The sequence below is a fragment of the Faecalibacterium butyricigenerans genome (assembly GCF_020687345.1).
Classification (GTDB): Bacteria; Bacillota; Clostridia; order Oscillospirales; family Ruminococcaceae; genus Faecalibacterium; species Faecalibacterium butyricigenerans.
The window spans coordinates 1-25,291 of the sequence record NZ_JAJEQL010000030.1; the positions used below are offsets into that span (position 1 = coordinate 1).

Genomic DNA, 25,291 nt, shown 5'->3' on the forward strand with positions numbered 1-25,291 from the left:
CCCCCCCCCCCCCCCCCCCCCCCCCCCCCCCCTTCTGGTCATTCGATGCCGCGGGCCTTTGCACTGAACTCGCAGCCGCAGTAATCCTGCCGGTAGAGGCCGTATTCCTCCGACAGCTGCAGGGAGCGCAGATAGCCGTTCTGCTTCTTGAAGTCGGAGGGCAGGTGCCGGACGCCGAACTCCTGTTCCAGCTCCTGCCCGATGGCGTTGATGCGCTTGGCGTCCTTATGGGGGCTGATGGAGAGGGTGGTGGTGAACCAGTCGAAGCCGTGCTCGGCGGCATACTGGGCAGCGCGGCGCATCCGCAGCCGGTAGCAGACTGTGCAGCGTCCGCCCCGCTCCGGCTCATTCTCAAGGCCCGCCACGGCGGAGTAGAACTCCTGCGGGTCGTACCGGTCCTCCACCACCGTCACCCCCAGCGGATGGGCGGCGGCGACGAAACGCTCCAGCTCCTCGCCCCGGCGGTGATACTCGGCGGCGGGCCATGTGTTGGGGTTGTAGTAGAGGACGGTGATGTCGAAATACTGGCACAGCCGCTCCAGCACGGCGCTGGAGCAAGGCCCACAGCAGGCGTGCAGCAGCAGCCGGGGACGGGAAGCGCCCAGAGTTTTCAACACTTCGTCCATCTGCTGTGAAAAATTGAGTTGGTTTGACATAAGAAAAGTCCTTTGCTATACTAAAACGTAACGATTCGATAGAGCACCCTTCAAGCCTCTCCCTTTGGGAGAGGTGGCATTGCGAAGCAATGACGGAGAGGGCAAGCCCGGGACGGTAAACCCGCCGCATAGCGATAAGCAGGCCCTTTGTCAGAGCGGTATCATCGCCGTGCGGGTGTCTCCTTCTCAACAGCTTTGCCCTCTCAGGCGCTCACGCGCCAGCTCTCCCAAAGGGAGAGCCTTTGGCTCTATTATATCACAAACGCATTGAAAACGGAGGCAAACTTCGATGACCAAAGAAAAGATCGCCCGCATCAACGAGCTGGCACACAAGAGCAAGACCGTCGGCCTGACCGAGGCCGAAAAAACCGAGCAGCAGGCGCTGCGCAAGGAGTATATCGAGGATATGAAGTCCAGCCTCCGCGCTCAGCTGGAGCGCACCTCCATCAAAGAGCCGGACGGCACCATCCACAAGGTGAGCAAAAAGAACTGAATGGGGAGGAAAAAGTCGTACAAAACCGCTTTTTCCTCTTTTTTTGTGGGCAAAAGCGTGCTATACTTATACTTGAGCTGTTGTGGGCTTCGGCGAGGAGCTGCACGGCAGAAAACAAGTTTCCCAAGGTGGCGTATCCCGGGCAAGGTGCACGGAAAAGGCTGTCTTTTGAAAAACAATAAAGAGGTCATTTATTATGCTTACTGCAATTACGGGTATCAACTGGGGCGACGAGGGCAAGGGCCGCATGGTCGATCTGATCAGCCAGGAGTATGATATTGTTGCGCGCTATCAGGGCGGCAACAACGCTGGTCATACCGTGAAGAACGAGCGTGGCAAGTTCGTGCTGAACCTGCTGCCCTCCGGCATCCTCCGTCCCGATGTTGTCTGCGTGATGGGCAACGGTATGGTCATCGACCCCCACCATCTGGACGGTGAGATCAACAAACTGCGCGAGCAGGGCATCTCCATCACCCCCGCCAACCTGAAGATCTCCGACCGCGCCACCATCACCATGCCCTATCATGTGGAGCAGGACGGTCTGGAAGAGGCCCGTCTGTCCAAGACCGGCGCACAGTTCGGCTCCACCAAGCGGGGCATCGCCTACGCTTACGGTGACAAGTACATGAAGAAGACCCTCCGCATGGGCGACCTGCTCCATCTGGATGACTCCGTCCACAAGCGCCTCGTCACCATGGTGGACTCCAAGAACCTCGTCATGGAGGGCAGCTACAATGCCGCCCCCATCAGCGTGGACGAGATGTGGGCATGGCTGGAGAAGTACGCCGCCATCTTCAAGGACTACATCTGCGATGTGGGCCAGTATCTGGCCGACGCCGACGCTGCGGGCAAGAAGGTGCTGTTCGAGGCCCAGCTGGGCGCTCTGCGCGACATCGACTTCGGCATCTACCCCTACACCACCTCCTCCAACGTCATCGGTGCTTACGCCCCCATCGGCGCAGGCATCCCGGGCCACAAGCTGACCAACTCCATCGGCGTCATGAAGGCTTACTCCTCCTGCGTCGGCGACGGCCCCTTCGCCGCTGAGCTGGCCATGACCGAGGAAGAGAAGCATGACCTGCGTGAGGCTGGCCACGAGTACGGCGCCGCCACCGGTCGTCCCCGCCGCGTCGGCCCCATCGATCTGGTGGCAAGCCGCTACGGTGTCTTCTGCCAAGGCTGCGACGAGGTCGCGCTGACCCTGCTGGATGTGCTGGACTACATGGAGAAGATCCCCATGGTCACGGCCTATAAGCTGACCGACGGCACTACCACCACCCGCTTCCCCATGGGCGAGGCTCTGGACACCGCACAGCCGGTGGTCGAGTATCTGCCCGGCTGGCACTGCGACATCACCGCTGCCCGCAAGTGGGAGGACCTGCCCAAAGAGGCCCGGGACTACGTCGAGTATCTGGAAAAGGCCGTGGGCTGCAAGATCACCTATATCTCTGTGGGCGCAGAGCGTGAGGCATACATCCACCACGTCGTCTGAGCCTTGAATTTGCCGAAAAGAGGGATCGCCGCTTATGTTTGACATCATCACCGACAGCGCCTGCGACCTGACGCCGGAAATGGCCCAGAAGATGGGTGTGGAGGTCGTGCCGTTCTATGTTTCGCTGGATGGTGAGCACTACCGCAAGGAGGGCAAGGAGATCGCTGTGCGGGATTTCTACCAGTTCATGGTGGACAACCCCTCGGCCTACCCCAAGACCAGCCTTGCTTCCATCGAGGATTTCGAGGAGGTGTTCCGCCGTCAGGCAGAGCTAGGACGGCCCACCCTCTGCCTCTGCTTCACCGGCAAGATGAGCGGCTGCGTGGGCAGTGCCCGCAACGCCCGGGAGCTGGTGCTCGAGGACTATCCCGACGCGAAGATCGAGGTGCTCGACTCGGCGGCGGCTACCGTCACCGAGGCCACGATGGTGGAGAATGCGGTGGCCATCCGGGACGCAGGCTGCACGCTGGACGAGGCGGTGACGTGGCTGGAGGCGGAAAAGGCCACCAACAACATCTTCTTTACGGTGGGCAACCTCGATTACCTCATCAAGGGCGGACGCATCGGCAAAGTGTCCGGCCGGGCGGCGAACCTTCTGGGCATCAAGCCCATGATCCTCTTCAAGGACGGCGAGATCTTCTCGGGCGGCGTGGCCCGGGGACGCCAGAAGAGCTTCGAGAAGGCCCTCGACCAGCTGATGAACTATCTGGATGCCAACGGCGGCACGCCGGACGACTACCGCCTCATTGTGGGCTACGGCTACGACGAGGAAGAGGGCAGGCGGCTCTGGCTCCAGACCCGTGCCGCCCTGCGGGCCAAGTACCCTGCCGCCGCGTGCGAGGTGGGCCTGCTTCAGATCGGCTGCACCATCGCAGTGCACACCGGCCCCTACGCGCTGGGCATGGGCGTCATGCGCCGCTGGAAAAAGCAGCAGTAAAGCGCAGAAAACAGGAAAAGCTCCTCTCCCGACGATGGGAGAGGAGCTTTTTGTATGTTCGGATGAAGTTATCGGCTCTCGGTGCGCTGAGGCAGGCGGGAGAAACGCTTGTCTTTGTCCTTATCCTTGTCCTCGTCCTGCGCCGGGGTGAGGCTCAGCCGGACTTCGGTGACGCGGCGGCGGGCCGTGCGGGTCACGACGCCCTCGTAGCCGCCCAGCGTGAAGTGGTCGCCCACCTTGGGCAGATGGCAGGTCTTCTCCTGCACGAGGCCGTTGACGGTGTTGGAGTCGATGTCCTCGTCCTCGGGCAGGCCCAGCGTCTCGTAGAGGTCGTCTACGCTGGCCGAGCCGGACACCAGCCAGCTGCCGTCCGACTGCTGGCGGAAGTCCTCGGTGGCCTCATCGTGTTCATCCCAGATCTCGCCGACCAGCTCCTCCAGAATGTCCTCGAGGGTGATGATGCCCTCGGTGCCGCCGTATTCGTCCACGACGACGGCCATGTGGTGGTGCTGCTCCCGCAGGGTGCGCAGCAGCTGGGAGATCTGGGTCGAGCCGGTGGTGTAGAGGGTGGGGGCGATGAGGTCCTCCAGTGTGGCGGTTTTTTTCAGCCGGGCCAGATAGAAGTCCTTCTCGTGCACGACGCCGATGATGTTGTCGATGGTGTCATGGTAGACAGGCAGGCGGGAGTAACCGGACTCCGCGAAGGTCTGGGCGAGCTGCTCCAGCGAAATATTGTCCTCCACGGCCACCACGTCCACACGGGGGGTCAGGATCTCTTCCACCTCCACGTCATCGAACTCAATGGCGCTGCGGATGAGCTGGCTTTCGCGGTCGGTCAGTTCGCCGTCGCTCTCGGCCTCGCTCACCATGGTGATCAGCTCACCCTCGGTGATGGTGTCGCTCTCGCTGCTGTGGACGAAGTGGCCCAGCAGCTTTTTCCACTGGCTGAACAGCCATGTCAGGGGGGTGAAGAGGGTCAGGAGCAGGTTCAGCACCGGGGAGACGGCGGTGGCGATGGTCTCAGGCATCTCCTTGGCGAGGGTCTTGGGGGTCACTTCGCCGAAGATGAGGACAACGATCGTCAGCACGATGGTGGAGGCGGTGGCACCCCGCTCCTCACCCAGCCACTTGGTAAAGAGGACCGTGCCGATGGAAGCGGCGGCGATGTTCACGATGTTGTTGCCGATAAGGATGGAGGAGAGAAGCTTGTCGTACTTCTCGGCCATCGCCAGAACCCGGGCGGCGGAGGTGTCGCCCTCCTCGGCGCGGCTTTTCAGGCGTATCTGGTTCAGGGAAGAAAATGCGGTCTCAGAGGCGGAGAAGAACGCGGAAAACGCGATCAGGATCACAAGCGCCACCAAGAGCGTTATACTGCCATCGTCCATAATAAAGGATAATCAACTCTACTTTCTTATAATAATATATTAACCAAAAAGTGCTTTCCACCGTTGCCTTCGACGATGAAAAGCACTTTGTTCAACGCCTATAATATCATATTCCACCCGCCGGTGCAAGCGTTCCGGTCAGGAGGAGAGATAAAACAGGTAAAAAGTTTGCGGTTTTTTAGCGGAGCACGAGGCTGGTGCCGTCGTAATCCACGGTCAGGGTCGCACCCTCGGGGTAGCTGCCCTGAATGATGGCCTTGGCGATAAGGGTCTCCACACGGCTCTGGATGAACCGCTTGATGGGGCGTGCGCCGTAGACGCTATCGTAGGACGAATCAATGATGAAGTCCTTGGCGGCGGTGGTGACGTCCAGCTTGAGGTGCTTGCCCTCGTCCATCCGGTGGCGCAGGTCTTCCAGCTGCAGGTCCACGATCTTGCGGGTCTCGTCCTTCGTCAGGCTCTTGTAGTAGACGATCTCGTCCAGACGGTTCAGGAACTCGGGGCGGAACTTCGACTTCAGCAGCAGGTCGATCTGCTTGCGGGCGTCCGCGCTCAGTTCGTTGGAGCCTTCGGCGCGGCGCTGCTCAAGGTCGTTCAGGATGATGTCGCTGCCGAGGTTCGAGGTCAGGATAATGACGGTGTTCTTGAAGTCCACCGTCCGGCCCTGACTGTCGGTGATGCGGCCATCGTCCAGAACCTGCAGCAGGATGTTGAAGACATCGGGGTGAGCTTTTTCCACCTCATCGAACAGCACGACGCTGTAGGGTTTGCGGCGGACGGCCTCGGTCAACTGGCCGCCCTCTTCATAACCGACATATCCCGGAGGCGCGCCGATGAGGCGGCTGACGCTGAACTTCTCCATATACTCGGTCATGTCGATCCGCACCATGTTCCGCTCATCGTCGAACAGGGCCTGTGCCAGAGCTTTTGCCAGCTCGGTCTTGCCGACGCCGGTGGGGCCGAGGAAGAGGAAGCTGCCGATGGGGCGGTTGGGGTTGGCGATGCCGGCGCGGCTGCGCAGGATGGCCTCGCTCACCTTGGTGACGGCCTCATCTTGGCCGATGACCCTCTTATGGAGCACATCGTCCAGATGCAGCAGCTTCTCGCGCTCGCCCTCCACCAGCTTCTCCACGGGGATGCCGGTCCAGCGGGCCACGATGCGGGCGATCTCTTCGTCGGTCACGCGGTCGCGCAGCAGGCTGTCTTCCTTCTTGGCGGCGGCGACCTTCTCCTCTTCTTCCAGCTCTTTTTGCAGCTGGGGCAGCTTGCCGTATTTCAGCTCGGCGGCCTTGTTCAGGTCGTATTCGCGCTGGGCCTTCTCGATGGCGGCATTGGTCTGCTCGATCTGCTCGCGCAGAGACTGCACCTTGCCGATGGCATTCTTCTCGTTCTCCCACTTTGCCTTCATGCTGCGGAACTTATCCTGCAGCTCGGCCAGCTCTTTTTCGAGGTCCTTCAGACGGCTCTGGCTCAGAGCGTCGGTCTCCTTTTTCAGGCTGACCTGCTCGATCTGCAGCTGGGTGATGCGGTGGGCGAGGTCGTCCATCTCGCTGGGCATACTGTCCATCTCGGTCTTTATCATGGCGCAGGCCTCATCCACAAGGTCGATGGCCTTATCGGGGAGGAAGCGGTCGGTGATATAGCGGTCGGAGAGGGTCGCGGCGGCGATGAGGGCGTTGTCGCTGATCTTTACGCCGTGGAAGACCTCATACCGCTCTTTCAGGCCGCGCAGGATGGAGATGGTGTCCTCGACGGTGGGCTCGTCCACCTGTACCGGCTGGAAGCGGCGCTCGAGGGCAGGGTCTTTCTCAATATACTGGCGGTACTCATCCAGCGTGGTGGCGCCGATGCAGTGCAGCTCGCCGCGGGCCAGCATGGGCTTCAGCAGGTTGCCGGCGTCCATCGCACCGTCGGTCTTGCCTGCGCCGACGATGGTGTGCAGCTCATCGATGAAGAGGATGATCTTGCCCTCGCTCTTCTTTACCTCGTTCAGGACGCTCTTCAGGCGCTCCTCGAACTCGCCGCGGTACTTTGCACCGGCCACCAGAGCGCCCATGTCCAAGCTGAACACGATGCGGTCCTTCAGGTTCTCGGGCACATCGCCCCGGACGATACGCTGGGCCAGACCCTCGGCGATGGCCGTCTTGCCGACGCCCGGCTCACCGATGAGGCAGGGATTGTTCTTGGTCTTACGGGACAGGATGCGGATGACGTTCCGGATCTCCTGATCGCGACCGATGACGGGGTCCAGCTTCTGCTTGCGGGCCAGATCGACCAGATCCTGACCGTACTTCTGGAGGGCATTGTAGGTGTCCTCGGGGTTATCGTTGGTCACGCGCTGGTTGCCGCGGACGGCAGTGAGCTGCTGTAAGAACTTATCCTTCGTGATGCCGAAGGCACGGAACAGCTCAGAGGTGTTCTGGGTCTGCTCGTCCAGCAAAGCGAGGAAGACGTGCTCGACGCTTACATAGTCGTCCTTCATGGCCTTGGCTTCGCGGGCGGCAGCGCTCAGCACCTTATCGGTGGCCTGCGAGATATAGACCTTGTCGGGGTCGCGGCCAGAGCCGGACACCCGGGGCATCGCAGAGAGCTTTTCGGCCACAGCGGCGGAGAAGCTGCCTGCGTCTACGTTCAATTTCTGGAGCAGCTGAGGGATCAGGCCCTGCTCCTGCGTGGCCAGAGCGTGGAGCAGATGCTCCGGCTCCAGTGCATTGTGCTGATACTCCACAGCCAGCTGCTGTGCGGCCTGCAGAGCCTCAAGGGTCTTCTGGGTATATTGATTGGTATTCATAAAGTCAAGCCTCCATTCATACCGGAAGTTGAGATTCAGGCGGTGGGTCGGAATGCTGCTTTAGCACTCTTGCTCATCGACTGCTAAAAATATACTCCAAACAATCCACAATGTCAATAGGGAAATCCAAGCGGCGGCATGGATTCACAAAAAGTTTGCAAACTTGTAAAAAATCACACCATATCGTTTCGGCAGCGCAGACAAAAAGCCCCTGCCGGGCGGAAGACCACGGCAGGGGCGGAAGGAATGAGAAGCTTATTCAGCAAACAGCGGGGTGGACAGATAGCGGTCGCCGGTGTCGGGCAGAAGGACGACGATGTTCTTACCGGCGTTCTCGGGGCGCTTTGCCAGCTGGATGGCAGCCCAGACGGCAGCGCCGGAGGAGATGCCCACCAGCACGCCCTCCTTGTGGCCGATGAGACGGCCCACAGCAAAGGCGTCCTCGTTTTCCACGGCGATGATCTCGTCGTAGACCTTGGTGTCCAGCACGTCGGGCACAAAGCCGGCGCCGATGCCCTGAATCTTGTGGGCACCGGCGGTGCCCTTGCTCAGGACGGGGGAGGAGGCAGGCTCGACGGCCACGACCTTGACGCCGGGGTTCTTGCTCTTGAGGTACTGGCCCACGCCGGTCACAGTGCCGCCGGTGCCGACGCCGGCCACGAAGATGTCCACCTTGCCGTCCGTGTCGTCCCAGATCTCAGGGCCGGTGGTGGCGATGTGGGCCTTGGGGTTGGCCGGGTTGACGAACTGGCCGGGGATGAAGGAGTTGGGGATCTCTTTCGCCAGCTCATCGGCCTTGGCGATGGCACCCTTCATGCCCTTTGCACCCTCGCTGAGCACCAGCTCTGCGCCGTAGGCCTTCATCAGCTGGCGGCGCTCGACGCTCATGGTCTCGGGCATCACGATGATGATGCGGTAGCCCTTGGCGGCGGCCACAGCGGCCAGACCGATGCCGGTGTTGCCGGAGGTCGGCTCGATGATGACGGAGCCGGGCTTCAGCTTGCCGGAGGCCTCGGCGTCATCGATCATGGCTTTGGCGATGCGGTCCTTGACGGAACCGGCGGGGTTGAAATATTCCAGCTTTGCCAGCAGCTTGGCGGAAAGGTTTTCGTCCTTCTCAATGTGGGTCAGTTCCAGCAGCGGGGTGTGGCCGATCAGCTGGTCTGCGGAAGTATAGATCTTGCTCATAATAGTAAACCTCCCTATTGCGGGCGATGCGCCCGGCTGCACCGGCCTGACCGGTGTCATCTTGATGTCCCCTTTATTCCCGTTAAACCAAGGTGGTTTGTGGGTTTGGCTGTATTATAGCCTCCTTTGGGGCACTTGTCAATGGAAAATCGAAAATTTCCGATTGAAAAGTTATAAACCCTGTTGTATAATAGGTTAAAACTTATTCAGAACAGATCCCGCAGCCCGCCCGGCGGCGCTGCAAGACCAAAACAGGAAAGAAGAGAAAGGAATGTCTATGATCGTTTCCACCAAGGGGCGCTATGCGCTGCGTGTGATGATAGATCTGGCCGAGCATCGGACGGAGAAATATGTCCCCCTGAAGGAGGTCGCCGCCCGGCAGGAGATCTCCGAAAAATACCTCGAAAACATCCTCAAGGTGCTGGTGCAGAACGGCTTCCTCGAGGGCCTGCGGGGTAAGGGCGGCGGCTACCGCCTGACCCGTGACCCAGACCAGTATACCGTCGGCGAGGTGCTGACCCTTACCGAGGGGAGCCTCGCACCGGTGAGCTGCCTTGTACAGGGTGCGCCCACCTGCCAGCGGATCGGCAGCTGCCGCACCTATCAGATGTGGAAGGGGCTGGACGACCTCATCGAGGACTACTTCAGCCACATCACCATCGCCGACCTTGCCTCGCCGGAGGAGGCGGGCAACGACTACGTCATCTGAATCTGGGCAAAAAAAACTCCCCGCCGTCGGCAGGGAGTTTTTTTTCGTGTGATCAGATGCGATTTTTTCAGGACACGACCGCGCCGCTGGTCAGCGTGTCGGTGACGGCGTCCATCAGGGCTACCATCGTGCAGTAGTTCGAGCCGTAGGTGTCCTTATAATCGGAGTAGGCGTCCAGCTGCTCCTGCGTGGGGGTGATGTCCAGCGACTCAGCCACGGCCTGATAGAGCAAAGCTTCCTTGGAGTAGTTTTCCAGACTGCTCTCGAGGTGGGCCAGCATATCGTCGGTGCTCTCGTAGCCCAGCAGATTCTGGACGAGGCCGTCGAGGTCATAGCCGTAGTAGCCCGCCAGCGTGCTGTAATAGTTGAGGCACTGGTTGACCTGATAATCCATCACCTGCTGGGGGATGGACTTGAAGGTGGAGTTGGCCATCAGGTCGTCCATGACGGCGGTGTTCAGGTTCGAGGTGTAGAGCTGGTCCTGATAGTAGGCGCGGAGGGCCTCTGCGGTGTAAAGGTTATTGGAGGAGCCGAAGTTGCTGGCCACCCATGCGTCGGTCAGCTCGGGCAGGACGCTCTCGCTGATGTAGTTGAGCGTCACGGTAAAGACGGCTTTCTGGCCGCTGAGTTTCACAGTATTCCCGCTGGCGTCGGTGGAGTCGCTGTAGCCGTCGGGGAAGGTGACGTTGACGTCGAAGGTCTCGCCGGGCTTGTGGCTGACGATCTGCTCTTCGAAGCCGTCGATGAAGGTGTTGCTGCCCAGCGTCAGGTCATAGTTCTCTGCGCTGCCGCCAGTGAACGCCACACCGTCCACCGAGCCGGTGTAGTTGATGTTGACGGTGTCGCCGTCGTCGGCGGCGCGGTCGGTGACGTGGTTGGTGGAGGAATACCGACTCAGAAGATCGCTGATCTGCTTCTCGACCTCCTCGCTGGTGGGTTCGACGTCCGAGCGCTTGACGGCGACGGATGCAAAGTCCTCGGGCAGGGTCACATAGTCCAGCGCCCGGATGCCCTCCCAGTAGCCCTTTTCGTCCAGACCGTCGCTGTAGTTGAAGTTCTGGTAATCGTAGTCGGCCGCGCTGCCGAGCGTGGAAGAAGACGCCGTGCTGGACGCGGCGCTGTCGGCCTTGCCGCCGCAGGCCGCGAGGCTCAGCGCCAGAGCGCCGACGCAGACAAGGCAGAGCGCCTTGGTGAAGATACGTTTCAAAAGAATTCCCTCCTGTTGGTAGACCGGTATTTTGCCGGTGATTCGAAAAACAACCTCTATTATAAAGGCTAAAAATGAAAAAGAAAAGTTTTTTGCAAAATTTCCACACTCTGCCCGTCCTTTGTCGGACTTTTGGGGCCGGAGAGGGGAAAAAGGCGGAAAACCGGTGGAAATGGGGGAGGGGTTCTGATACAATGGGGTTAATAAGGAGGAAAAAGCCAATGGATTTCAACAAAGCAGCTCTGGAAATGCACGAGAGCCACCACGGCAAGGTGGGCATCGTGAGCAAGGTAGAGGTCAAGACCCGGGATGACCTGTCCACCGCCTACACCCCCGGCGTGGCCGAGCCTTGCCGCCGCATCAAGGCAGACCCCGAGGACGTCTACAAGTACACCTTCAAGGGCAACATGGTGGCCGTCGTCTCCAATGGCACGGCTGTGCTGGGACTGGGCGACATCGGCCCCGAGGCCGGTCTGCCGGTCATGGAGGGCAAGGCTGTGCTCTTCAAGGAGTTCGGCGGCGTGGATGCCTTCCCCATCTGCATCGACGCCCACGATGCAGCCAGCGTCATCGCGGCCTGCAAGGCCATCGCCCCCACCTTCGGCGGCATCAACCTTGAGGACATCAAAAGCCCCGAGTGCTTCGAGATCGAGGAGACGCTGGAGCGTGAGCTGGACATCCCCGTCTTCCACGACGACCAGCATGGCACGGCCATCGTCGTCACCGCTGCCCTCATCAACGCCCTGCGTGTGGTGGGCAAGAAGATGGAGGACGTCCACATCGTCCTGAACGGCCCCGGTGCGGCCGGTACGGCCATCATCAAGATGCTGATGACCGCCGGTGCCAGAGACATCATCGCCGTGGACCAGTTCGGCACCCTGTACAAGGGCTGCAACAGCGCCGAGGCCCACAAGAACTGGCTGGGTGAAGTGACCAACCCCCGCCAGATCAAGGGCGGCCTGAAGGAGGCCCTTGCGGGCGCGGACGTCTTTATCGGCGTGTCCAAGCCCGGCATCCTGACCACCGAGCTGTGCCAGACCATGAACAAGGACGCCATCGTCTTTGCCATGGCCAACCCCACCCCCGAGATCATGCCCGACGAGGCCAAGGCGGGCGGCGTCCGCGTCATGGCCACCGGCCGCAGCGACTTCCCCAATCAGGTCAACAACGTCCTCTGCTTCCCGGGCCTGTTCAAGGGCGCGCTGAGCGTCCGTGCCCGGGACATCAACGATACGATGAAGCTGGCCGCCGCCTACGCCATCGCTGACCTCATCACCGACGAGGACCGCAGCGAGGAGAACATCATCCCCGGCGCATTCGACCCCCGGGTGGCCGATGCGGTGGCATCTGCCGTGGCAAAGGCTGCCCGCGAGAGCGGCGTGGCCCGACTGTAAGCGGAGGGCGTTTCCATGAGGACGATCACGGCACAGCAAATCACGGACGCTGTGGCCCGTCTCTGCATCGAGGCCAACACCCGCCTGCCCCGGGACGTGCAGGAGGCGCTGGACAAGGCCCGGGCCGAGGAACCGTGGCCGCTGGCAAAAAATACCCTCGACCTGCTCTGGTCGAACCTTGCAGCGGCGAGGGAAGAAGCTCTGCCCATCTGTCAGGACACCGGCATGGCCTGCGTGTTTGTGGAGCTGGGCACGGAGGTCCACATCGAGGGCAGCTTTGAAGCCGCCATCCATGAGGGCGTGCGGCGGGGCTACACCGACGGCTACCTGCGCAAGAGCATCGTGGCCGACCCGCTGCGCCGGGGCAACACCGGCGACAACACCCCCGCCGCCATCACGGTGCATCTGGTGGACGGCGACGGCTGCACCATCACCGTGGCGCCGAAGGGCTTCGGCAGCGAGAACATGAGCCGCATCCGGATGCTCAAGCCCGCCGACGGCGTGGAGGGCTTCAAGAAGTTTGTGGTGGAGACAGTCAGGCTGGCTGGCTCGAACCCCTGCCCGCCCATCGTGCTGGGCATCGGCGTGGGCGGCAGCTTTGATAAGGTGGCGTATCTTGCCAAAAAGGCCCTTCTCCGCCCGCTGGATGTTCCGAACCCGGACCCCTACTACGCCGCCCTCGAGGGGGAGCTGCTGACGGCCATCAATGCTCTGGGCATCGGGCCGCAGGGCTTCGGTGGAAAGACCACCTGCCTCGGCCTTGCTATCGAGCAGATGCCTACCCATGTGGCGGGTCTGCCCGTGGCGGTCAATGTGTCCTGCCATGTCACCCGGCGGGCATCTGCGGTGTTATAAGAGGGCTAGCCCTCTCCGTCATTGCTTCGCAATGCCACGGCCCGGGTTGCGGCACCCAGCATTCGCTTCGTACTTTGAAAAGTACTTGCGTCTTGCTGGCCGCGGCCCCAACAGCTCTTCCCTGTTTCCGCCACTGGCGGCGGTCAGAACTGTTGCTCCCAAAGGGAGAGGCTTGGAGCTTGCCGGTAGGCGAAAGGCTCTCCCTCTGGGAGAGCTGGACGCGAAGCGGCCTGAGAGGGCAAGGACGCTAAAGGAGAATACAAGATGCAATACGAACTGAACACGCCTTGCACGGCGGCAGACCTCGCGCCCCTGAAGGCGGGAGACACGGTGCTGCTGTCCGGTGTGGTGTACACCGCCCGCGATCAGGCCCACAAGCGGATGCTGGAAGCGCTGGACCGGGGCGAAAAGCTCCCCTTCGACTTGGAGGGCAGCGCCATCTACTACGTCGGCCCGACGCCGGAGCGTCCCGGCGAGGTCATCGGCTCGGCCGGGCCGACCACCAGCGGACGGATGGACGCCATGAGTCCCCGCCTGCTGGACCTCGGCAATAAGATCATGATCGGCAAGGGCAAGCGGGACGCGGCAGTCAAAGAGGCCGTCGTCCGCAACGGCGCGGTCTATCTGGCCGCGCTGGGCGGCGCCGGTGCGCTGATGGCCCAGAGCGTCCAGACGCTGGAGGTCATCGCATGGCCCGACCTCGGCTGCGAGGCCGTCCGCCGCCTGACGGTGGAAAAAATGCCGCTGACGGTCATCCTCGACGCCCACGGCGGCGACCTCTACGAGGCCGGCCCGGCGGCCTATCTCGAGACGGTAAAATGACGAAATTGCGCAGGGTGGAATTGGTTTGATTTGACAAACTTTCTGCGAATGGCTTGCAACACGATACGGAATGTGGTATCCTATAACAAACCAGACCGGAACGCCTGTGTGCCCCGGACAGGGAATTTTACGAGGCAGGAGGCCGACAAAACCATGCAGATCCACCAATCCGCAGAAGATTATCTTGAGACTATCCTTATGCTGACCCAGCGGATGGGCCGCGTGCGCTCCATCGACGTGGTCAACGAGCTGGGCTATACCAAGGCCAGCGTCAGCATTGCGATGAAAAAGCTGCGGGAGAACGGCTACATTGCGGTGGACGGCGAGGGCAACCTGACCCTTCTGGAGCCGGGCCGCGAGATCGCAGAGCGCATCTACAGCCGTCACCGCCTGCTGACCCATTTCTTCGTGCAGCTGGGTGTGGACGAAGAGGTCGCCGCCGAGGATGCCTGCAAGGCAGAGCATATCCTGAGCGAGCAGACGCTGGAAAAGATTCGGGAATATGCCCTGCTCCACGACGCAGAGGGCAGCGTCCAGAAGTCCGAGTGATCCATTCAATTTGAATCTCCAATAAAAAAGCAGACAGCCGCCTCCACAAATGCGTGGAGGCGGCTGTCTGTCTTATCGCAATTTTCAAAAATAGTGCCGATCAAAACGGCTTCTCAATAGGAGCTGAGGCCGAGGCTCACATCCAGTGCCTGATCCACCCGGCGCTGGTCCTCGGCGGTGATCTGCCCGGCCCGCTCCCGCAGGCGGTGTTTGTCCAGCGTGCGGATCTGCTCGAGCAGGACGACGCTGTCCTTGGCGAGGCCCGTGTCGGCGGCCCGGATGTTGATGTGGGTGGGAAGCCGGGCTTTGTCCAGCCGGGATGTAATGGCGGCTGCGATGACCGTGGGGCTGTGCCGGTTGCCGATCTCGTTCTGGACGATGAGCACCGGGCGGACGCCGCCCTGCTCCGAGCCGACCACCGGCGAAAGGTCGGCGTAAAAAACTTCTCCTCTGTGTACCTCCATGAAAACTCCCTCCTTGCATACTGGGAGGCCCGCTATGTGGTGCGCGGTGCCGTCCTCTGCTGGCCTTATTATGGGCAGGCAGGGGGCAGGCTATGCACGCGGGGACAGCTTGCTCTCATTGTATGCGGGAGGGAGATTCAGGTTTCCGTTTCCAGAATGCAGAACGCCAGCGCCATGCCGCCGTCGTGACTCAGGGAGAGACTGGCCCGCAGGCCGTGTGCGGCCATCCACCGTGCGCTGCCGCCCGAAAAGCGGTATTCCGGAGCGCCGCTTTCCAGCCGGACGGCCTCGATCTCGCAGAGGGCGAAAGGCCCTGCAAGGCCGGTGCCTGCCGCCTTGAGGAAGGCTTCCTTCGCGGCAAAATCTGCCGCCGCGCTGGCGGATTTGTGGGCGCTGAGCGGGTCCGGGATGCTCCCTGTAAGGCCCAGAGCCTCCCGCTCGGACGGGCCGAAGACTCTGGCCGCAAAAGCAGGGCCGTGGGCACCGCCGAGGCTCTTTGCCATCCGGGCGGTGCTGCAGAGGTCGCAGCCGATGCCATAGATCATAATATGCCTCTTTCTGCAAAAACAGCTTTGCTGATTTGCATGATAAAATCGAAAAAATTTAAGCAAAATGTGCAAATCTCGCCGGGGAAACTTGAAGTTTTGCCGCAAGTCGTGTACAATGAATCATAGTTATTTAAGGGGGTGTATTTCGTGGGCGACGCTACTGCCATTTTTTCCATCCATGATCAGAAGGACATCGAGATCCATGAAGTCGTGCAGCAGGTGTACGACGCACTCAAGGAAAAAGGCTATAACCCCGTCAATCAGCTGGTGGGCTATATCCTGTCCGAAGATCCTACCTATATCACGACTTACAAAGGAGCGCGTTCCCTTATCCGCAAAGTAGACCGTGACGATCTGCTGCAGGCCATGCTGCGCAGCTATCTGAACGTCTGAGGTTCCTTCGCCTTCTGGCCTGCTGTCCCTCCGGGGCGGCAGGCTTTTTCATTTCAGAGGAAGAGTGAAGATTTGGTTCACGACCACCTCATACTCCCAGCCCTCCCGGGCCTTGCGCAGCTGCTTTTCCAGCGCCTCCGACCCCTCGAACCGGCAGATGAGGTAGTGCCAGTGGGCCTTCATCCGGCTGACGGCGCAGCTGGACGCGCCGAACAGCGCGGTGTAGCCGTGATACAGCTCGTCGAGGTAGCCGCGAAGCTCTTCTTTGCTGGCAGGGGCACCGCCCACGGCCTGCCGCAGCAAGGCCGGGTCGGCGATGAGGCCCCGGCCCACCATGATGCCGGAGAGGGCCGGATGCTCTGCCTCCAGCGCGGCCAGCTGGGCCGGGGTGGTGATGTCGCCGTTGTAGCAGACGGGCATCCGGCAGCGGGGCAGACAGGCTGCAAAGGCAGCGCGGTCGGCCTCGCCCCGGTAGAGCTGGCGCATGACCCGGGGGTGGATGGTCAGCTCACAGATGGGGTAGCGGTTATAGATGTCGAGGATGGCGTCGAACTCCTCGGGACGGGTGACGCCCAGCCGGGTCTTGACCGAGACAGGCCCCTCCGTCCGGGAAAAGAATTCGTCCAGAAAGGCCTCGAGCTTTGCAGGGTCCCGCAGCATCCCGGCACCCTTGCCCTTGGCGGTCACAGTGCCGGAGGGACAGCCGAAGTTGAGGTTCACCTCCGTGTAGCCCAGCCTGCGCAGCTCTGTGACCATCCATGCGGCCAGTGCGCCGTCCTTGGCGAGGAGCTGGGGGATGACGGGCGCGCCGGGGTTCGCCGCCGGGTCAAGCTCGGCCATCTTCTTCTTGATGAGCACCCGGTTCTCGGGCGGGGAGAGGAAGGGCGCGTAATAACGGGCGGGTGCGCCCGGTGCGCCGAACCAGCGCTGATGTGCCTGCCGCCAGATGCGGTCCGTCAGCCCCTCCATGGGGGCGGTATAGTATTGCATCGGATCGTTCTCCTTTTTTATCGTCCAGTCTGCTTCCGAGTATACCATACTGCGGGGCGGTGCGCTATACCCGGGAGCGAAAACACTGCGGCCCGGTTGACGCATCCGTCCGGAGGCATTATAATCGAAGCATGGCAAAGTTTGCCGAAGCCCCGAAAAAATAAAGGCAGGAGCGCTGAAGCATGGACTATCATTCCCCCGACCGCACCTACAAAAAGAGCCGCTTCCGGCGGGAACTGGAGCGGAGCGTTTCCCGCAGGCTGGTCACGAGCCTGCTTCTGGGGTGCCTTTTGTTCCTCGTGGCCATCGCCGCCGTGAACACCCTGAACCAGAACGCCCGGCGGGAAGACCATCTCGCGGGCGTCGCCGCTACCTTCCAAGAGGTGTACAACGACACGGCGGCGTTCCTGCTGGACGCGGACCACACCGAGCTGTTCCTCTCCGACCGGCGGAAGGATCAGGACAATCTGCGCTATCTCATCAGCCAGTACAACGTCTCGGCCCTTGTGGAGCTCCAGCTCATCCTGACCGACTCCAAGGGAGAGGTGCGGTTCACGACCTTCTCAGAGGGGGAGATGAACCTGCACCGGCAGGAGTTCAACCGCATCGCGGAGGAAAACGCCTGCCACCTCATGCGGGCCGTCTATACCACGGTCTACCACTTCCGGGCCAACAGCTCGGAATACGTCATGATACACCCCCTCTACCGGGACGGCGAATATCAGGGTGCGGCGGCGGTCTATCTGAACGAGAACGACTGGACGAAGCTGTTCAGCCGATACCAGTACGACGCCATCCTCACCAAGCCCAACGGCGATGTCATCGCCTGCTCGAACGCCTCCTTCCTCTCCCAGAAGAACGCCAACAAATACCGCCCCGCCGACGCGGCGCGGTATGTGAAGGTGGATGGGAGCCGCTATCTGCGCAGCAGCCGCTCGCTGGAAAACGGCACGGTGCTGGCTTATTCCTTCATCTACTCGCCCCCGAACTACGATTATCTTCTGGTGGGGCTGTTCCTGATTTTGATGCTGGGCCTGAGCTGGTCGGCGATGTTCGTCCGCATCATGCACGTCATGACCGAGCAGATGGTGAAGTCGGTGGACACCCTCGTGCAGGAGATCCGGTTCATCCGGAAGGAAGACCCCGACCATATCATTGAGATCGACACCGGCGACGAGATCGAAGAGATCGCCCATCAGGTCAACAAGATGGTGCGCAGCATTCAGGAGCTGAGCCAGCGGAACATGGACCTCGTCGAGGTGAACAGCCGGATGGAGATGCAGAACCTGCAGGCCCAGATCAACCCCCACTTTATCTATAACACACTGGACAACATCCGTTATCTCATCCCGGCGGACCCCCAGCGCGCCCAGCAGCTCATCGGGCGGTTCATCGGCATCCTGCGCTACAGCATCAACAACACCAAGCATAACGTCACCGTCCGGGAAGACCTGAAGTATCTGCAGGACTATCTCGTCATCCAGTCCACCCGCTTCGGCGCGAACTTCTCCTACGAGATGGACATCGACGACGCCTGCATGGAGTTCATCATCCCGAAGCTGCTTTTGCAGCCTCTGCTGGAGAACAGCATCAAATACGGCTTTCAGAAGAAGCCCCGCATCCACGTCAGGACGCGGGGCTGGCTGGAGGAGGACGCGCTCTATTTCACGGTAGAGGACAACGGCGGCGGGGTGGACGCAGCGACGCTGGAACAGCTGCGGGGCATCCTGCGCTCAGAGGAAGTGAACATTGAACACAACGGCCTGCAAAACATCAACCGCCGCATCTGGCTGGGCTACGGCGGCGACAGCGGCCTGACCATTGACAGCGCCGAGGGCGAGGGCTTCACGGTGAAGCTCAAGCTCCGGCGGGGAGGGAGGTAGACCATGTATCGCGTTCTGCTGGTAGAAGACGAAGAGATCATCCGCAAGGGCATCCGCTATTCGGTGCCGTGGGAGGAATATGGGTGCAGCGTCGTGGCGGAGGCCGAGAACGGGGCAGTGGGCGAAGAAAAGATCGCAGAGCTGCGGCCCGACATCGTCATCACCGACATCACCATGCCGGTGAAGAGCGGCCTTGAGATGATCGCCGACACCCGGGAGGAGTACAAGTACATCGCTATCATCCTGACGGGCTACTCGGAGTTCGAGTATGCCCAGCAGGCCATCCGGAACGGTGTGTCGGACTATGTGCTCAAGCCCCTCGACATGGACGAGATGGGCGCTGCGCTGGAAAAGGCCGTCCGCCTCGCGGGGGACAGCCAGTATCTCCAGAAGCGGGAGGATGAGGCGGAGGCTGTCCGCAGCCGGACCGCCCTGCCGCCCCTCAGCGAGGAAAAAGTCACCGACCCGCTGGTGCTGCGCATCGTGGCCTATCTGAAGGAGAATTACCAGAGCAAGATCACGCTTGCCGACCTGCAGGAGCAGTTCCACTACTCGGAGCGGTACATCAACCAGAAGTTCCAGAAAGAGCTTGGCACGACGGTCATCGACTACCTCAACCGCTGCCGCATCCAGAACGCTCTTGAACTCATCCGGAAAGGGGAGCTGCCCATCTCGCAGATCGGATGGGAGTGCGGCATCGGCGAGTACAAGTACTTCAGCCACGTCTTCAAAAAATACATGGGCTGCTCGGTGCGGGAGTACCAGAGCACCCTGAAATAGGAGAAAATGAAAAAATACCGAACAGCCCCTGTTCGGTATTTTTTCTATTTGTTCTGCAAATTGAGTATTATTTTTGTGCGGAAAGCATTAAAATGGGACTATCGAAAGGTTTCAGGTAAAAAATGGAGGTTTTTACTATGAAAAAGATTTCTCGTCGTTCGTTCCTGATGGCTACCGGTGTTATCGCAGCTTCTGCTGCTCTGAGCGCTTGCGGCGGCTCCTCCGCCAGCACCTCTTCTGCCGGTTCTACCGCTGCTTCCACTGCCGCTTCTGGTACTGCTGCACAGGGCGGCGGCGACATCGTCATCTATTCGCCCAACTCGGAAGGCCTGCTGAACGCCACCATCCCCCTGTTCGAGGAAAAGTACGGCGTCAATGTCGAGCTGATCCAGGCCGGCACCGGCGAGCTGGTCAAGCGCATCCAGTCCGAGAAGAATGACCCCTACGCCGACGTCCTGTTCGGCGGCTCTTGGTCGCTGATGTACACCAACGAGGATCTGTGGGAGCCGTATGTCTCGGCCAACGACGGCAACGTCATCGATGCCTACAAGAATAAGTGCGGCTTCATCACCGGCAACGTGCTGGACGGCAGCGTTCTCATCGTCAACACCGACCTCATCGGCGACATCAAGATCGAGGGCTACGAAGATCTGCTGAACCCTGCGCTGAAGGGTAAGATCGCCACCGCCGACCCGGCCAACTCCTCTTCTGCCTTTGCACACCTGACCAATATGCTGCTGGCGATGGGCGGTTATGAGGACGATAAGGCATGGCAGTACGTCCACGACCTGTTCGAGAACGTGGACGGCAAGATCTGCGAAAGCTCCAGCGCCGTCTACAAGGGAGTCGCCGACGGTGAGTATGTGGTGGGCCTGTCCTATGAGGATCCCTGCGCACAGCTGGTTCTGGACGGCGCACCCGTCAAGCTCGTCTACATGAAGGAGGGCACCGTCTTCCTGCCTGCTTCCGCCACCATCATCAAGGGCGCAAAGAACATGGACAACGCCAAGCTGTTCATCGACTTCATCCTGAGCGAGGAAGTGCAGAACATCTGGGGCAGCACCCTGACCAACCGCCCCGTCATGAAGGACGCCGCCACCAACGACGCTATGACCCCGATGGCAGACATCAATGTCATCGAAGAGGACATCCCCTACGTCAGCGCCCACAAGGCAGAGCTGGTGGACAAGTACACCGAGATCTTCACCGATCTGCAGAGCAAGTAATTCGAAGGGCAGCAGGAGGCTAGTATGAGCAGAATATCAGTTAAAGACGCAGTAAAGCGCTACGGGAATAATACGGTCATCCCGGATCTGAATCTGGAGATCGGAGATGGGGAGCTGTTCACCCTGCTCGGCCCCTCCGGCTGCGGCAAGACCACCCTTCTCCGTATGATCGCAGGCTTCAACTCCATCGAGGGCGGCGACATCTTCTTCAATGAGAAGCGGATCAACGATATGGACCCCAGCAAGCGCAACATCGGCATGGTGTTCCAGAACTACGCCATCTTCCCGAACCTCTCCGTCCGGGACAATGTGGCCTTCGGCCTGAAGAACCGCAAGGTGGACAAGGCCGAGATCAAGAAGCGGACGGATGAGTTCCTGAACCTGATGCAGATCATGCAGTATGCCGACCGTATGCCCAACCAGCTGTCCGGCGGCCAGCAGCAGCGCATCGCACTGGCCCGCGCGCTGGTCATCTCGCCGGATGTGCTGCTGATGGACGAGCCGCTGTCCAATCTGGACGCAAAGCTCCGCATCGAGATGCGCAGCGTCATCCGCCACACCCAGAAGAGCGTGGGCATCACCACCGTGTATGTCACCCACGATCAGGAAGAGGCAATGGCCATCAGTGACCGCATCGCCGTCATGAAGGATGGCGTCATCCAGCACGTCGGCACCCCCCGCGACATCTACCAGCGCCCGAAGAATGTCTTCGTGGCCACCTTCATCGGACGCACCAACATCGTGAACGCCCATGTCAAGGGCGGCGTCATCACCTTTGCGGACGGCTACCATGAGCACATCGACGCTCTGGACAAGGCCGCAGAGCAGGAGGTGCGCTGCTCCATCCGCCCGGAGGAGTTCATCATCTGCAAGGATGGCACCGAGGGCATCCACGGCACCGTGCAGGAGTGCACCTACCTCGGCCTCAACACCCACTACACCATCGACACCGATCAGGGTGACTCGGTGGAGATCGTGGAGGAGTCCTCCATCGGCGAGGGCCTCAAGAAGGGCGAGAAGGTGCTGCTGAAGGTCAAGAAAGAGAAGATCAACGTCTTTACCAAGGACGGCGATACCAATCTCATCAGGAGCGACGCTTATGAAAAACAATAATAAGTTCCGTCTTGATGTCTGGGGTGCCATCACGCTGGTAACGATCGCCCTCTATGCGCTGTTCCTGCTTTACCCGATGGCGTACCTCATCCGGCAGTCTGTGATGGACCCCGACACCGGCGGCTTCACGCTGGCTTATTTCACCAAGTTCTTCTCCAAGAGCTACTATTTCGATACCCTTATCAACAGCTTCAAGGTGTCCATCACGGCGACGGTGCTCTCCATCGCCATCGGCACCCCGCTGGCCTACCTGTTCACGATCTTTAAGATCAAGGGCAAGAGCGTGCTGAACATCCTCATCGTGGTGGCATCCATGTCGGCCCCCTTCATCGGTGCCTACTCGTGGATCCTGCTGCTGGGCCGCAGCGGCGTCATCACCACCTTCTTAAAGAACTTCGGCATCGCCATCCCGGAAATCTACGGCTTCGGCGGCATCGTGCTGGTCATGACACTCCAGCTGTTCCCGCTGGTGTTCCTCTACGCCAAGGGCGCGCTGAAGAACATCGACAACTCCCTCATCGAGGCGGCTGAGAACCTCGGCTGCTCGGGCATTGCCTGCTTCTTCAAGGTGGTCGTGCCCCTTATCATGCCCACCCTGCTGGCCGCAGCTCTGCTGGTGTTCATGCGCTCCTTTGCAGACTTCGGCACCCCGATGCTCATCGGCGAGGGCTACCGCACCTTCCCCGTCGTCCTCTACACCGAGTTCATCAACGAGGTCGGCGGCAGCGACGGCTTTGCAGCCGCCATCGCCGTCATCGCCATCGTCATCACCACGCTGGTCTTCCTCGTCCAGAAGTACGTTTCCAACAAGAACGCCTTCGCGCTGAACAGTATGCACCCCGTGGAGGAGCGCGAGGCCCGCAAGGGCATCAACGCTCTGGTGCATCTGGCGGTCTACCTTGTGGTGGGCATCGCCATCCTGCCGCAGGCCTACGTCATCTACACCTCGTTCAAGAACACGCAGGGCAAGATCTTCGTGGACGGCTACTCGCTGCAGAGCTACCAGACCGCCATCGGCAAGCTGGGCCGCAGCATCCAGAACACCATCATCATCCCCCTGCTGGCGCTGGTCGTCATCGTGCTGCTGGCTGTCCTCATCGCCTATCTGGTGGTGCGCCGCCGCAACGCCCTGACCAACGTGGTGGATATCCTCTCGATGATCCCCTACATCGTGCCCGGCACGGTCCTTGGCATTGCGCTGCTCATCGGCTTCAATAAGCCCCCGCTCCTCATCAGCGGCACCATGCTCATCATGGTGGTGGCCCTCATCATCCGGCGTCTGCCCTATACCATCCGCTCGTCGGTGGCCATTCTGCAGCAGATCCCCATGAGCATCGAGGAAGCCGCCATCTCGCTGGGTGCTTCGAAGATGAAGGCATTCTTCCGCATCACGGTGCCCATGATGGCCTCCGGTATCATCTCCGGTGCTATCCTGAGCTGGGTCACGATGATCAGTGAGCTGTCCACCGCCATCATCCTGTATACCGGCAAGACCAAGACCCTGACGGTGGCCATCTACACCGAGGTCATCCGCGGCAACTACGGCACCGCAGCCGCATTGTCCACCATCATGACCATCCTGACCGTCATCTCCCTGCTGGCCTTCAGCAAGCTCAACGGCGGCAAGGACATCAGCCTTTAAACGATTTCCCCCGTTCTCCTTTTATCACTGGGTTTCCAAATTGGGCTGCTCTGCAACAGCCCGGAACAAAACGAGAGGCAGACGCTCCTGTGTGGGGCGTCTGCCTCTCGTTTTGTTATTTCCAGTGCTTGAGTAGGGGAACGACCGCTTCCATGTGGGCGCGAACCTGCTCTTTGGGCCAAGTTTCGGTGGCCATGTGTTCGACGCAGAAATCGATGAGCTGCTCCTTGCTTTCGTACTGGAACGTGCCGTCGTGGTAGCACCATTTGCAGTAGTCCTCGTTGAACGCGCCGTCCAGCTCGCGGCTGAGGCTCGCATCGTCCAGCGGCATCCCGCAGCACTGGCAGACCAGTGCTCGGGGAGTGCCCAGCAGGGTGTTGATGGAGACATCAAAAAAACGCGAGAGCAGTTTCAGCGTTTCGACGTTCGGCGTCGTCTCGCCCGTCTCCCAGCGGGACACCGCCTGCCGGGTCACGTAGAGCTTTTCGGCTAGTTCGTCCTGCGAAAGCCCTTTCTGAACCCGCAACTGTCGGAGAATGTCTTTTGTGTTCATTGTTATCACCGCCTTCTGTGTCCAGTGTATCAGAAAAGCAGTGAAAAGCAAGCAACGAGCGGTTGCGGAGGAGGGTGATTTTTGCGGTGGAGCATGTCCATGGCAGGCGAACCTGATGTGCTCAGCCGGCACGATGAATGCCAAAGAATGGCGCAACGGTGGAAGCGGTTTTTCCATTGGCGTAAGCCTGTTTCAGACCATAATTTTTTCGTGCTACGGCCTCCACAAAGGCACGGTCTTTTTCAGACGCATTATAGTAATCCACATTAAAGTGCTTACAAGTCATAAGCAGTTCGTCCAGCCACGACATGGTTTCATCTGACATGGGAGAAAAATCAAGGTCAAAATCTTTATTGTACTCTTTCATATAATTTTCTCCTTTCTCAGAAAAGATACGAAGAAAAAATATCTTTAGCTGCCTGATCAGCAATCATAAAAGTCTTGGGTCCATCCGGATACAGAGATGCTACCGGACGTGCGCCAAAATCCCGGATATAATGCTGTTCCAGCTCGTCTGTTTTTGCTTCAAAAACAACCACGCCGTTGCAGTTTGCATCGATCGAAAGCTGGATGCCGAATGCGATCATGGCTTTCCCAATGCCCTGATACTTCTTTTGCCTTGTCAGAGTGGGGTTGCTTTCCGGCTGGCTTTCGATGTAGGCAATATAGACCGCTACGCTTCCTTCCCGAACACGGTAAGCACCCAGCGCAACGATTTCACCCTCTTCGGTTTTGGCAACGTACTTTTCTTTCTGAGGGTCAAGAATAAAATCTGTGTCCCATCTTGAAAATTCTTGCCCCTTTGGGACAGCTTCTTGTTGGGGCGTGCCTGCCTCAAACCCTGCTGGAAGGAGTACGGCAAACTGGGATTGTCTTACTTCTTGTCATTGAAGTAGATGATAAAAGCACCCATTACTGCAATAGCAATGAGCAATCCAAACTCAACCCAATTACCTAAAAGTTCAAGTCCTACGACCATACCTAAATAACCAACAATCAATGTAACGATTGCTGCCAAAATCGCTTTACCCATATCATCACACTCCTTTGTCAAATTTCGATTTGTTACGCCGAGTATATCACATCTGCCTCGGCGGCGCTACAGCAAACAAAAAATCCCCAAACCGTTTGGTTTGGGGATTTGTGGTGGAGCATTGTCCACGGCACTCGAACCCAACACTTCCTCACGGGTGACCGTTTTGGCATCATCCGTGAAGTTGA

At 59.9% G+C, this 25,291-nt stretch carries 26 protein-coding genes; 14 read left to right on the plus strand and 12 right to left on the minus strand.

Annotation, left to right across the window (positions count from 1 at the left end):
* Positions 1 to 38 precede the first annotated feature (38 nt).
* Positions 39 to 656 (minus strand): epoxyqueuosine reductase QueH, encoded by a 618-nt coding sequence (locus LKD23_RS10245; protein WP_227621543.1) that lies wholly within the window; start codon positions 654 to 656, stop codon positions 39 to 41.
* Between the two features lie 289 nt (positions 657 to 945).
* On the opposite strand from LKD23_RS10245, the gene LKD23_RS10250 reads away from it, so the two are divergent.
* From LKD23_RS10250 to LKD23_RS10260, 3 genes are all read left to right on the plus strand, one after another.
* A complete protein-coding gene (locus LKD23_RS10250) occupies positions 946 to 1,149 on the plus strand; it encodes a DUF896 domain-containing protein (RefSeq protein ID WP_227621544.1) in 204 nt (67 codons plus the stop codon).
* Between the two features lie 196 nt (positions 1,150 to 1,345).
* Positions 1,346 to 2,641: an adenylosuccinate synthase gene (locus LKD23_RS10255; RefSeq protein ID WP_227621545.1), complete on the plus strand. Its 1,296-nt coding sequence runs from the start codon at positions 1,346 to 1,348 to the stop codon at positions 2,639 to 2,641.
* Positions 2,642 to 2,675: 34 nt separating this feature from the next.
* Entirely contained in the window at positions 2,676 to 3,578 is a 903-nt protein-coding gene (locus LKD23_RS10260) for a DegV family protein (RefSeq protein WP_227621546.1), read from the plus strand.
* 68 nt (positions 3,579 to 3,646) lie between these two features.
* Here the strand turns inward: LKD23_RS10260 and LKD23_RS10265 are convergent, their stop codons facing one another.
* The 3 genes from LKD23_RS10265 to cysK form a co-directional block, all read right to left on the minus strand.
* A complete protein-coding gene (locus tag LKD23_RS10265) occupies positions 3,647 to 4,963 on the minus strand; it encodes an HlyC/CorC family transporter (RefSeq protein WP_227621547.1) in 1,317 nt (438 codons plus the stop codon).
* Between the two features lie 178 nt (positions 4,964 to 5,141).
* Positions 5,142 to 7,754, minus strand: coding sequence for an ATP-dependent chaperone ClpB (gene clpB / locus LKD23_RS10270; protein ID WP_227621548.1), 2,613 nt, complete (start codon positions 7,752 to 7,754; stop codon positions 5,142 to 5,144).
* A 255-nt stretch (positions 7,755 to 8,009) separates the two neighbouring features.
* Positions 8,010 to 8,942 carry a cysteine synthase A gene (cysK, locus tag LKD23_RS10275; protein WP_227621549.1) on the minus strand — a complete coding sequence of 311 codons (933 nt, stop codon included), beginning with the start codon at positions 8,940 to 8,942 and terminating at the stop codon, positions 8,010 to 8,012.
* 277 nt (positions 8,943 to 9,219) lie between these two features.
* On the opposite strand from cysK, the gene LKD23_RS10280 reads away from it, so the two are divergent.
* On the plus strand, positions 9,220 to 9,651 hold the full coding sequence (locus LKD23_RS10280; protein WP_227621567.1) for an RrF2 family transcriptional regulator: 432 nt from the start codon (positions 9,220 to 9,222) through the stop codon (positions 9,649 to 9,651).
* Between the two features lie 67 nt (positions 9,652 to 9,718).
* Here the strand turns inward: LKD23_RS10280 and LKD23_RS10285 are convergent, their stop codons facing one another.
* The gene (locus LKD23_RS10285) at positions 9,719 to 10,858 is read right to left on the minus strand and encodes a trigger factor (protein WP_227621550.1); all 1,140 of its coding nucleotides are present in this window, start codon (positions 10,856 to 10,858) and stop codon (positions 9,719 to 9,721) included.
* Between the two features lie 221 nt (positions 10,859 to 11,079).
* Here LKD23_RS10285 and LKD23_RS10290 point away from each other — a divergent pair, with 221 nt between their 5' ends.
* The 4 genes from LKD23_RS10290 to LKD23_RS10305 all read left to right on the plus strand — a co-directional run bounded on the left by LKD23_RS10290 (position 11,080) and on the right by LKD23_RS10305 (position 14,478).
* Complete coding sequence (locus LKD23_RS10290) at positions 11,080 to 12,252, plus strand: NAD(P)-dependent malic enzyme (protein ID WP_227621551.1); 1,173 nt, start codon at positions 11,080 to 11,082, stop codon at positions 12,250 to 12,252.
* 15 nt (positions 12,253 to 12,267) lie between these two features.
* The gene (locus tag LKD23_RS10295; protein ID WP_227621552.1) at positions 12,268 to 13,107 is read left to right on the plus strand and encodes a fumarate hydratase; all 840 of its coding nucleotides are present in this window, start codon (positions 12,268 to 12,270) and stop codon (positions 13,105 to 13,107) included.
* A 264-nt stretch (positions 13,108 to 13,371) separates the two neighbouring features.
* Positions 13,372 to 13,929: a Fe-S-containing hydro-lyase gene (locus tag LKD23_RS10300; RefSeq protein ID WP_227621553.1), complete on the plus strand. Its 558-nt coding sequence runs from the start codon at positions 13,372 to 13,374 to the stop codon at positions 13,927 to 13,929.
* A gap of 153 nt (positions 13,930 to 14,082) precedes the next feature.
* Entirely contained in the window at positions 14,083 to 14,478 is a 396-nt protein-coding gene (locus LKD23_RS10305; protein ID WP_227621554.1) for a metal-dependent transcriptional regulator, read from the plus strand.
* Positions 14,479 to 14,591: 113 nt separating this feature from the next.
* Here LKD23_RS10305 and LKD23_RS10310 read toward each other — a convergent pair whose 3' ends face one another.
* The gene (locus LKD23_RS10310) at positions 14,592 to 14,942 is read right to left on the minus strand and encodes a type II toxin-antitoxin system PemK/MazF family toxin (RefSeq protein ID WP_227621555.1); all 351 of its coding nucleotides are present in this window, start codon (positions 14,940 to 14,942) and stop codon (positions 14,592 to 14,594) included.
* A 137-nt stretch (positions 14,943 to 15,079) separates the two neighbouring features.
* On the minus strand, positions 15,080 to 15,487 hold the full coding sequence (locus LKD23_RS10315; RefSeq protein WP_227621556.1) for a holo-ACP synthase: 408 nt from the start codon (positions 15,485 to 15,487) through the stop codon (positions 15,080 to 15,082).
* A 150-nt stretch (positions 15,488 to 15,637) separates the two neighbouring features.
* Here LKD23_RS10315 and LKD23_RS10320 point away from each other — a divergent pair, with 150 nt between their 5' ends.
* Positions 15,638 to 15,883, plus strand: coding sequence for an IreB family regulatory phosphoprotein (locus LKD23_RS10320; protein ID WP_149794943.1), 246 nt, complete (start codon positions 15,638 to 15,640; stop codon positions 15,881 to 15,883).
* A gap of 48 nt (positions 15,884 to 15,931) precedes the next feature.
* Here LKD23_RS10320 and LKD23_RS10325 read toward each other — a convergent pair whose 3' ends face one another.
* A complete protein-coding gene (locus LKD23_RS10325; RefSeq protein ID WP_227621557.1) occupies positions 15,932 to 16,873 on the minus strand; it encodes a tRNA dihydrouridine synthase in 942 nt (313 codons plus the stop codon).
* A gap of 182 nt (positions 16,874 to 17,055) precedes the next feature.
* Between LKD23_RS10325 and LKD23_RS10330 the strand changes: the two genes are divergently transcribed.
* The 5 genes from LKD23_RS10330 (at position 17,056) to LKD23_RS10350 (ending at position 23,517) form a co-directional block, all read left to right on the plus strand.
* Complete coding sequence (locus LKD23_RS10330) at positions 17,056 to 18,756, plus strand: sensor histidine kinase (RefSeq protein WP_227621558.1); 1,701 nt, start codon at positions 17,056 to 17,058, stop codon at positions 18,754 to 18,756.
* Between the two features lie 3 nt (positions 18,757 to 18,759).
* Positions 18,760 to 19,536, plus strand: a complete 777-nt coding sequence (locus LKD23_RS10335; RefSeq protein WP_227621559.1) for a response regulator transcription factor — start codon at positions 18,760 to 18,762, stop codon at positions 19,534 to 19,536.
* Positions 19,537 to 19,673: 137 nt separating this feature from the next.
* Positions 19,674 to 20,762, plus strand: coding sequence for an extracellular solute-binding protein (locus LKD23_RS10340; RefSeq protein WP_227621560.1), 1,089 nt, complete (start codon positions 19,674 to 19,676; stop codon positions 20,760 to 20,762).
* 24 nt (positions 20,763 to 20,786) lie between these two features.
* The gene (locus LKD23_RS10345) at positions 20,787 to 21,875 is read left to right on the plus strand and encodes an ABC transporter ATP-binding protein (protein WP_227621561.1); all 1,089 of its coding nucleotides are present in this window, start codon (positions 20,787 to 20,789) and stop codon (positions 21,873 to 21,875) included.
* Entirely contained in the window at positions 21,862 to 23,517 is a 1,656-nt protein-coding gene (locus LKD23_RS10350; protein ID WP_227621562.1) for an ABC transporter permease, read from the plus strand. The genes LKD23_RS10345 and LKD23_RS10350 overlap by 14 nt, the downstream gene beginning before the upstream one ends.
* A 115-nt stretch (positions 23,518 to 23,632) precedes the next feature.
* Here LKD23_RS10350 and LKD23_RS10355 read toward each other — a convergent pair whose 3' ends face one another.
* From LKD23_RS10355 to LKD23_RS10370, 4 genes are all read right to left on the minus strand, one after another.
* Entirely contained in the window at positions 23,633 to 24,043 is a 411-nt protein-coding gene (locus LKD23_RS10355; protein ID WP_417097455.1) for a zinc ribbon domain-containing protein, read from the minus strand.
* 148 nt (positions 24,044 to 24,191) lie between these two features.
* On the minus strand, positions 24,192 to 24,437 hold the full coding sequence (locus LKD23_RS10360) for a hypothetical protein (RefSeq protein ID WP_227621565.1): 246 nt from the start codon (positions 24,435 to 24,437) through the stop codon (positions 24,192 to 24,194).
* 16 nt (positions 24,438 to 24,453) lie between these two features.
* Positions 24,454 to 24,657 (minus strand): hypothetical protein, encoded by a 204-nt coding sequence (locus tag LKD23_RS10365; RefSeq protein WP_227621566.1) that lies wholly within the window; start codon positions 24,655 to 24,657, stop codon positions 24,454 to 24,456.
* A 287-nt stretch (positions 24,658 to 24,944) separates the two neighbouring features.
* Complete coding sequence (locus tag LKD23_RS10370) at positions 24,945 to 25,103, minus strand: hypothetical protein (protein WP_055186498.1); 159 nt, start codon at positions 25,101 to 25,103, stop codon at positions 24,945 to 24,947.
* Between the last annotated feature and the right edge of the window lie 188 nt (positions 25,104 to 25,291).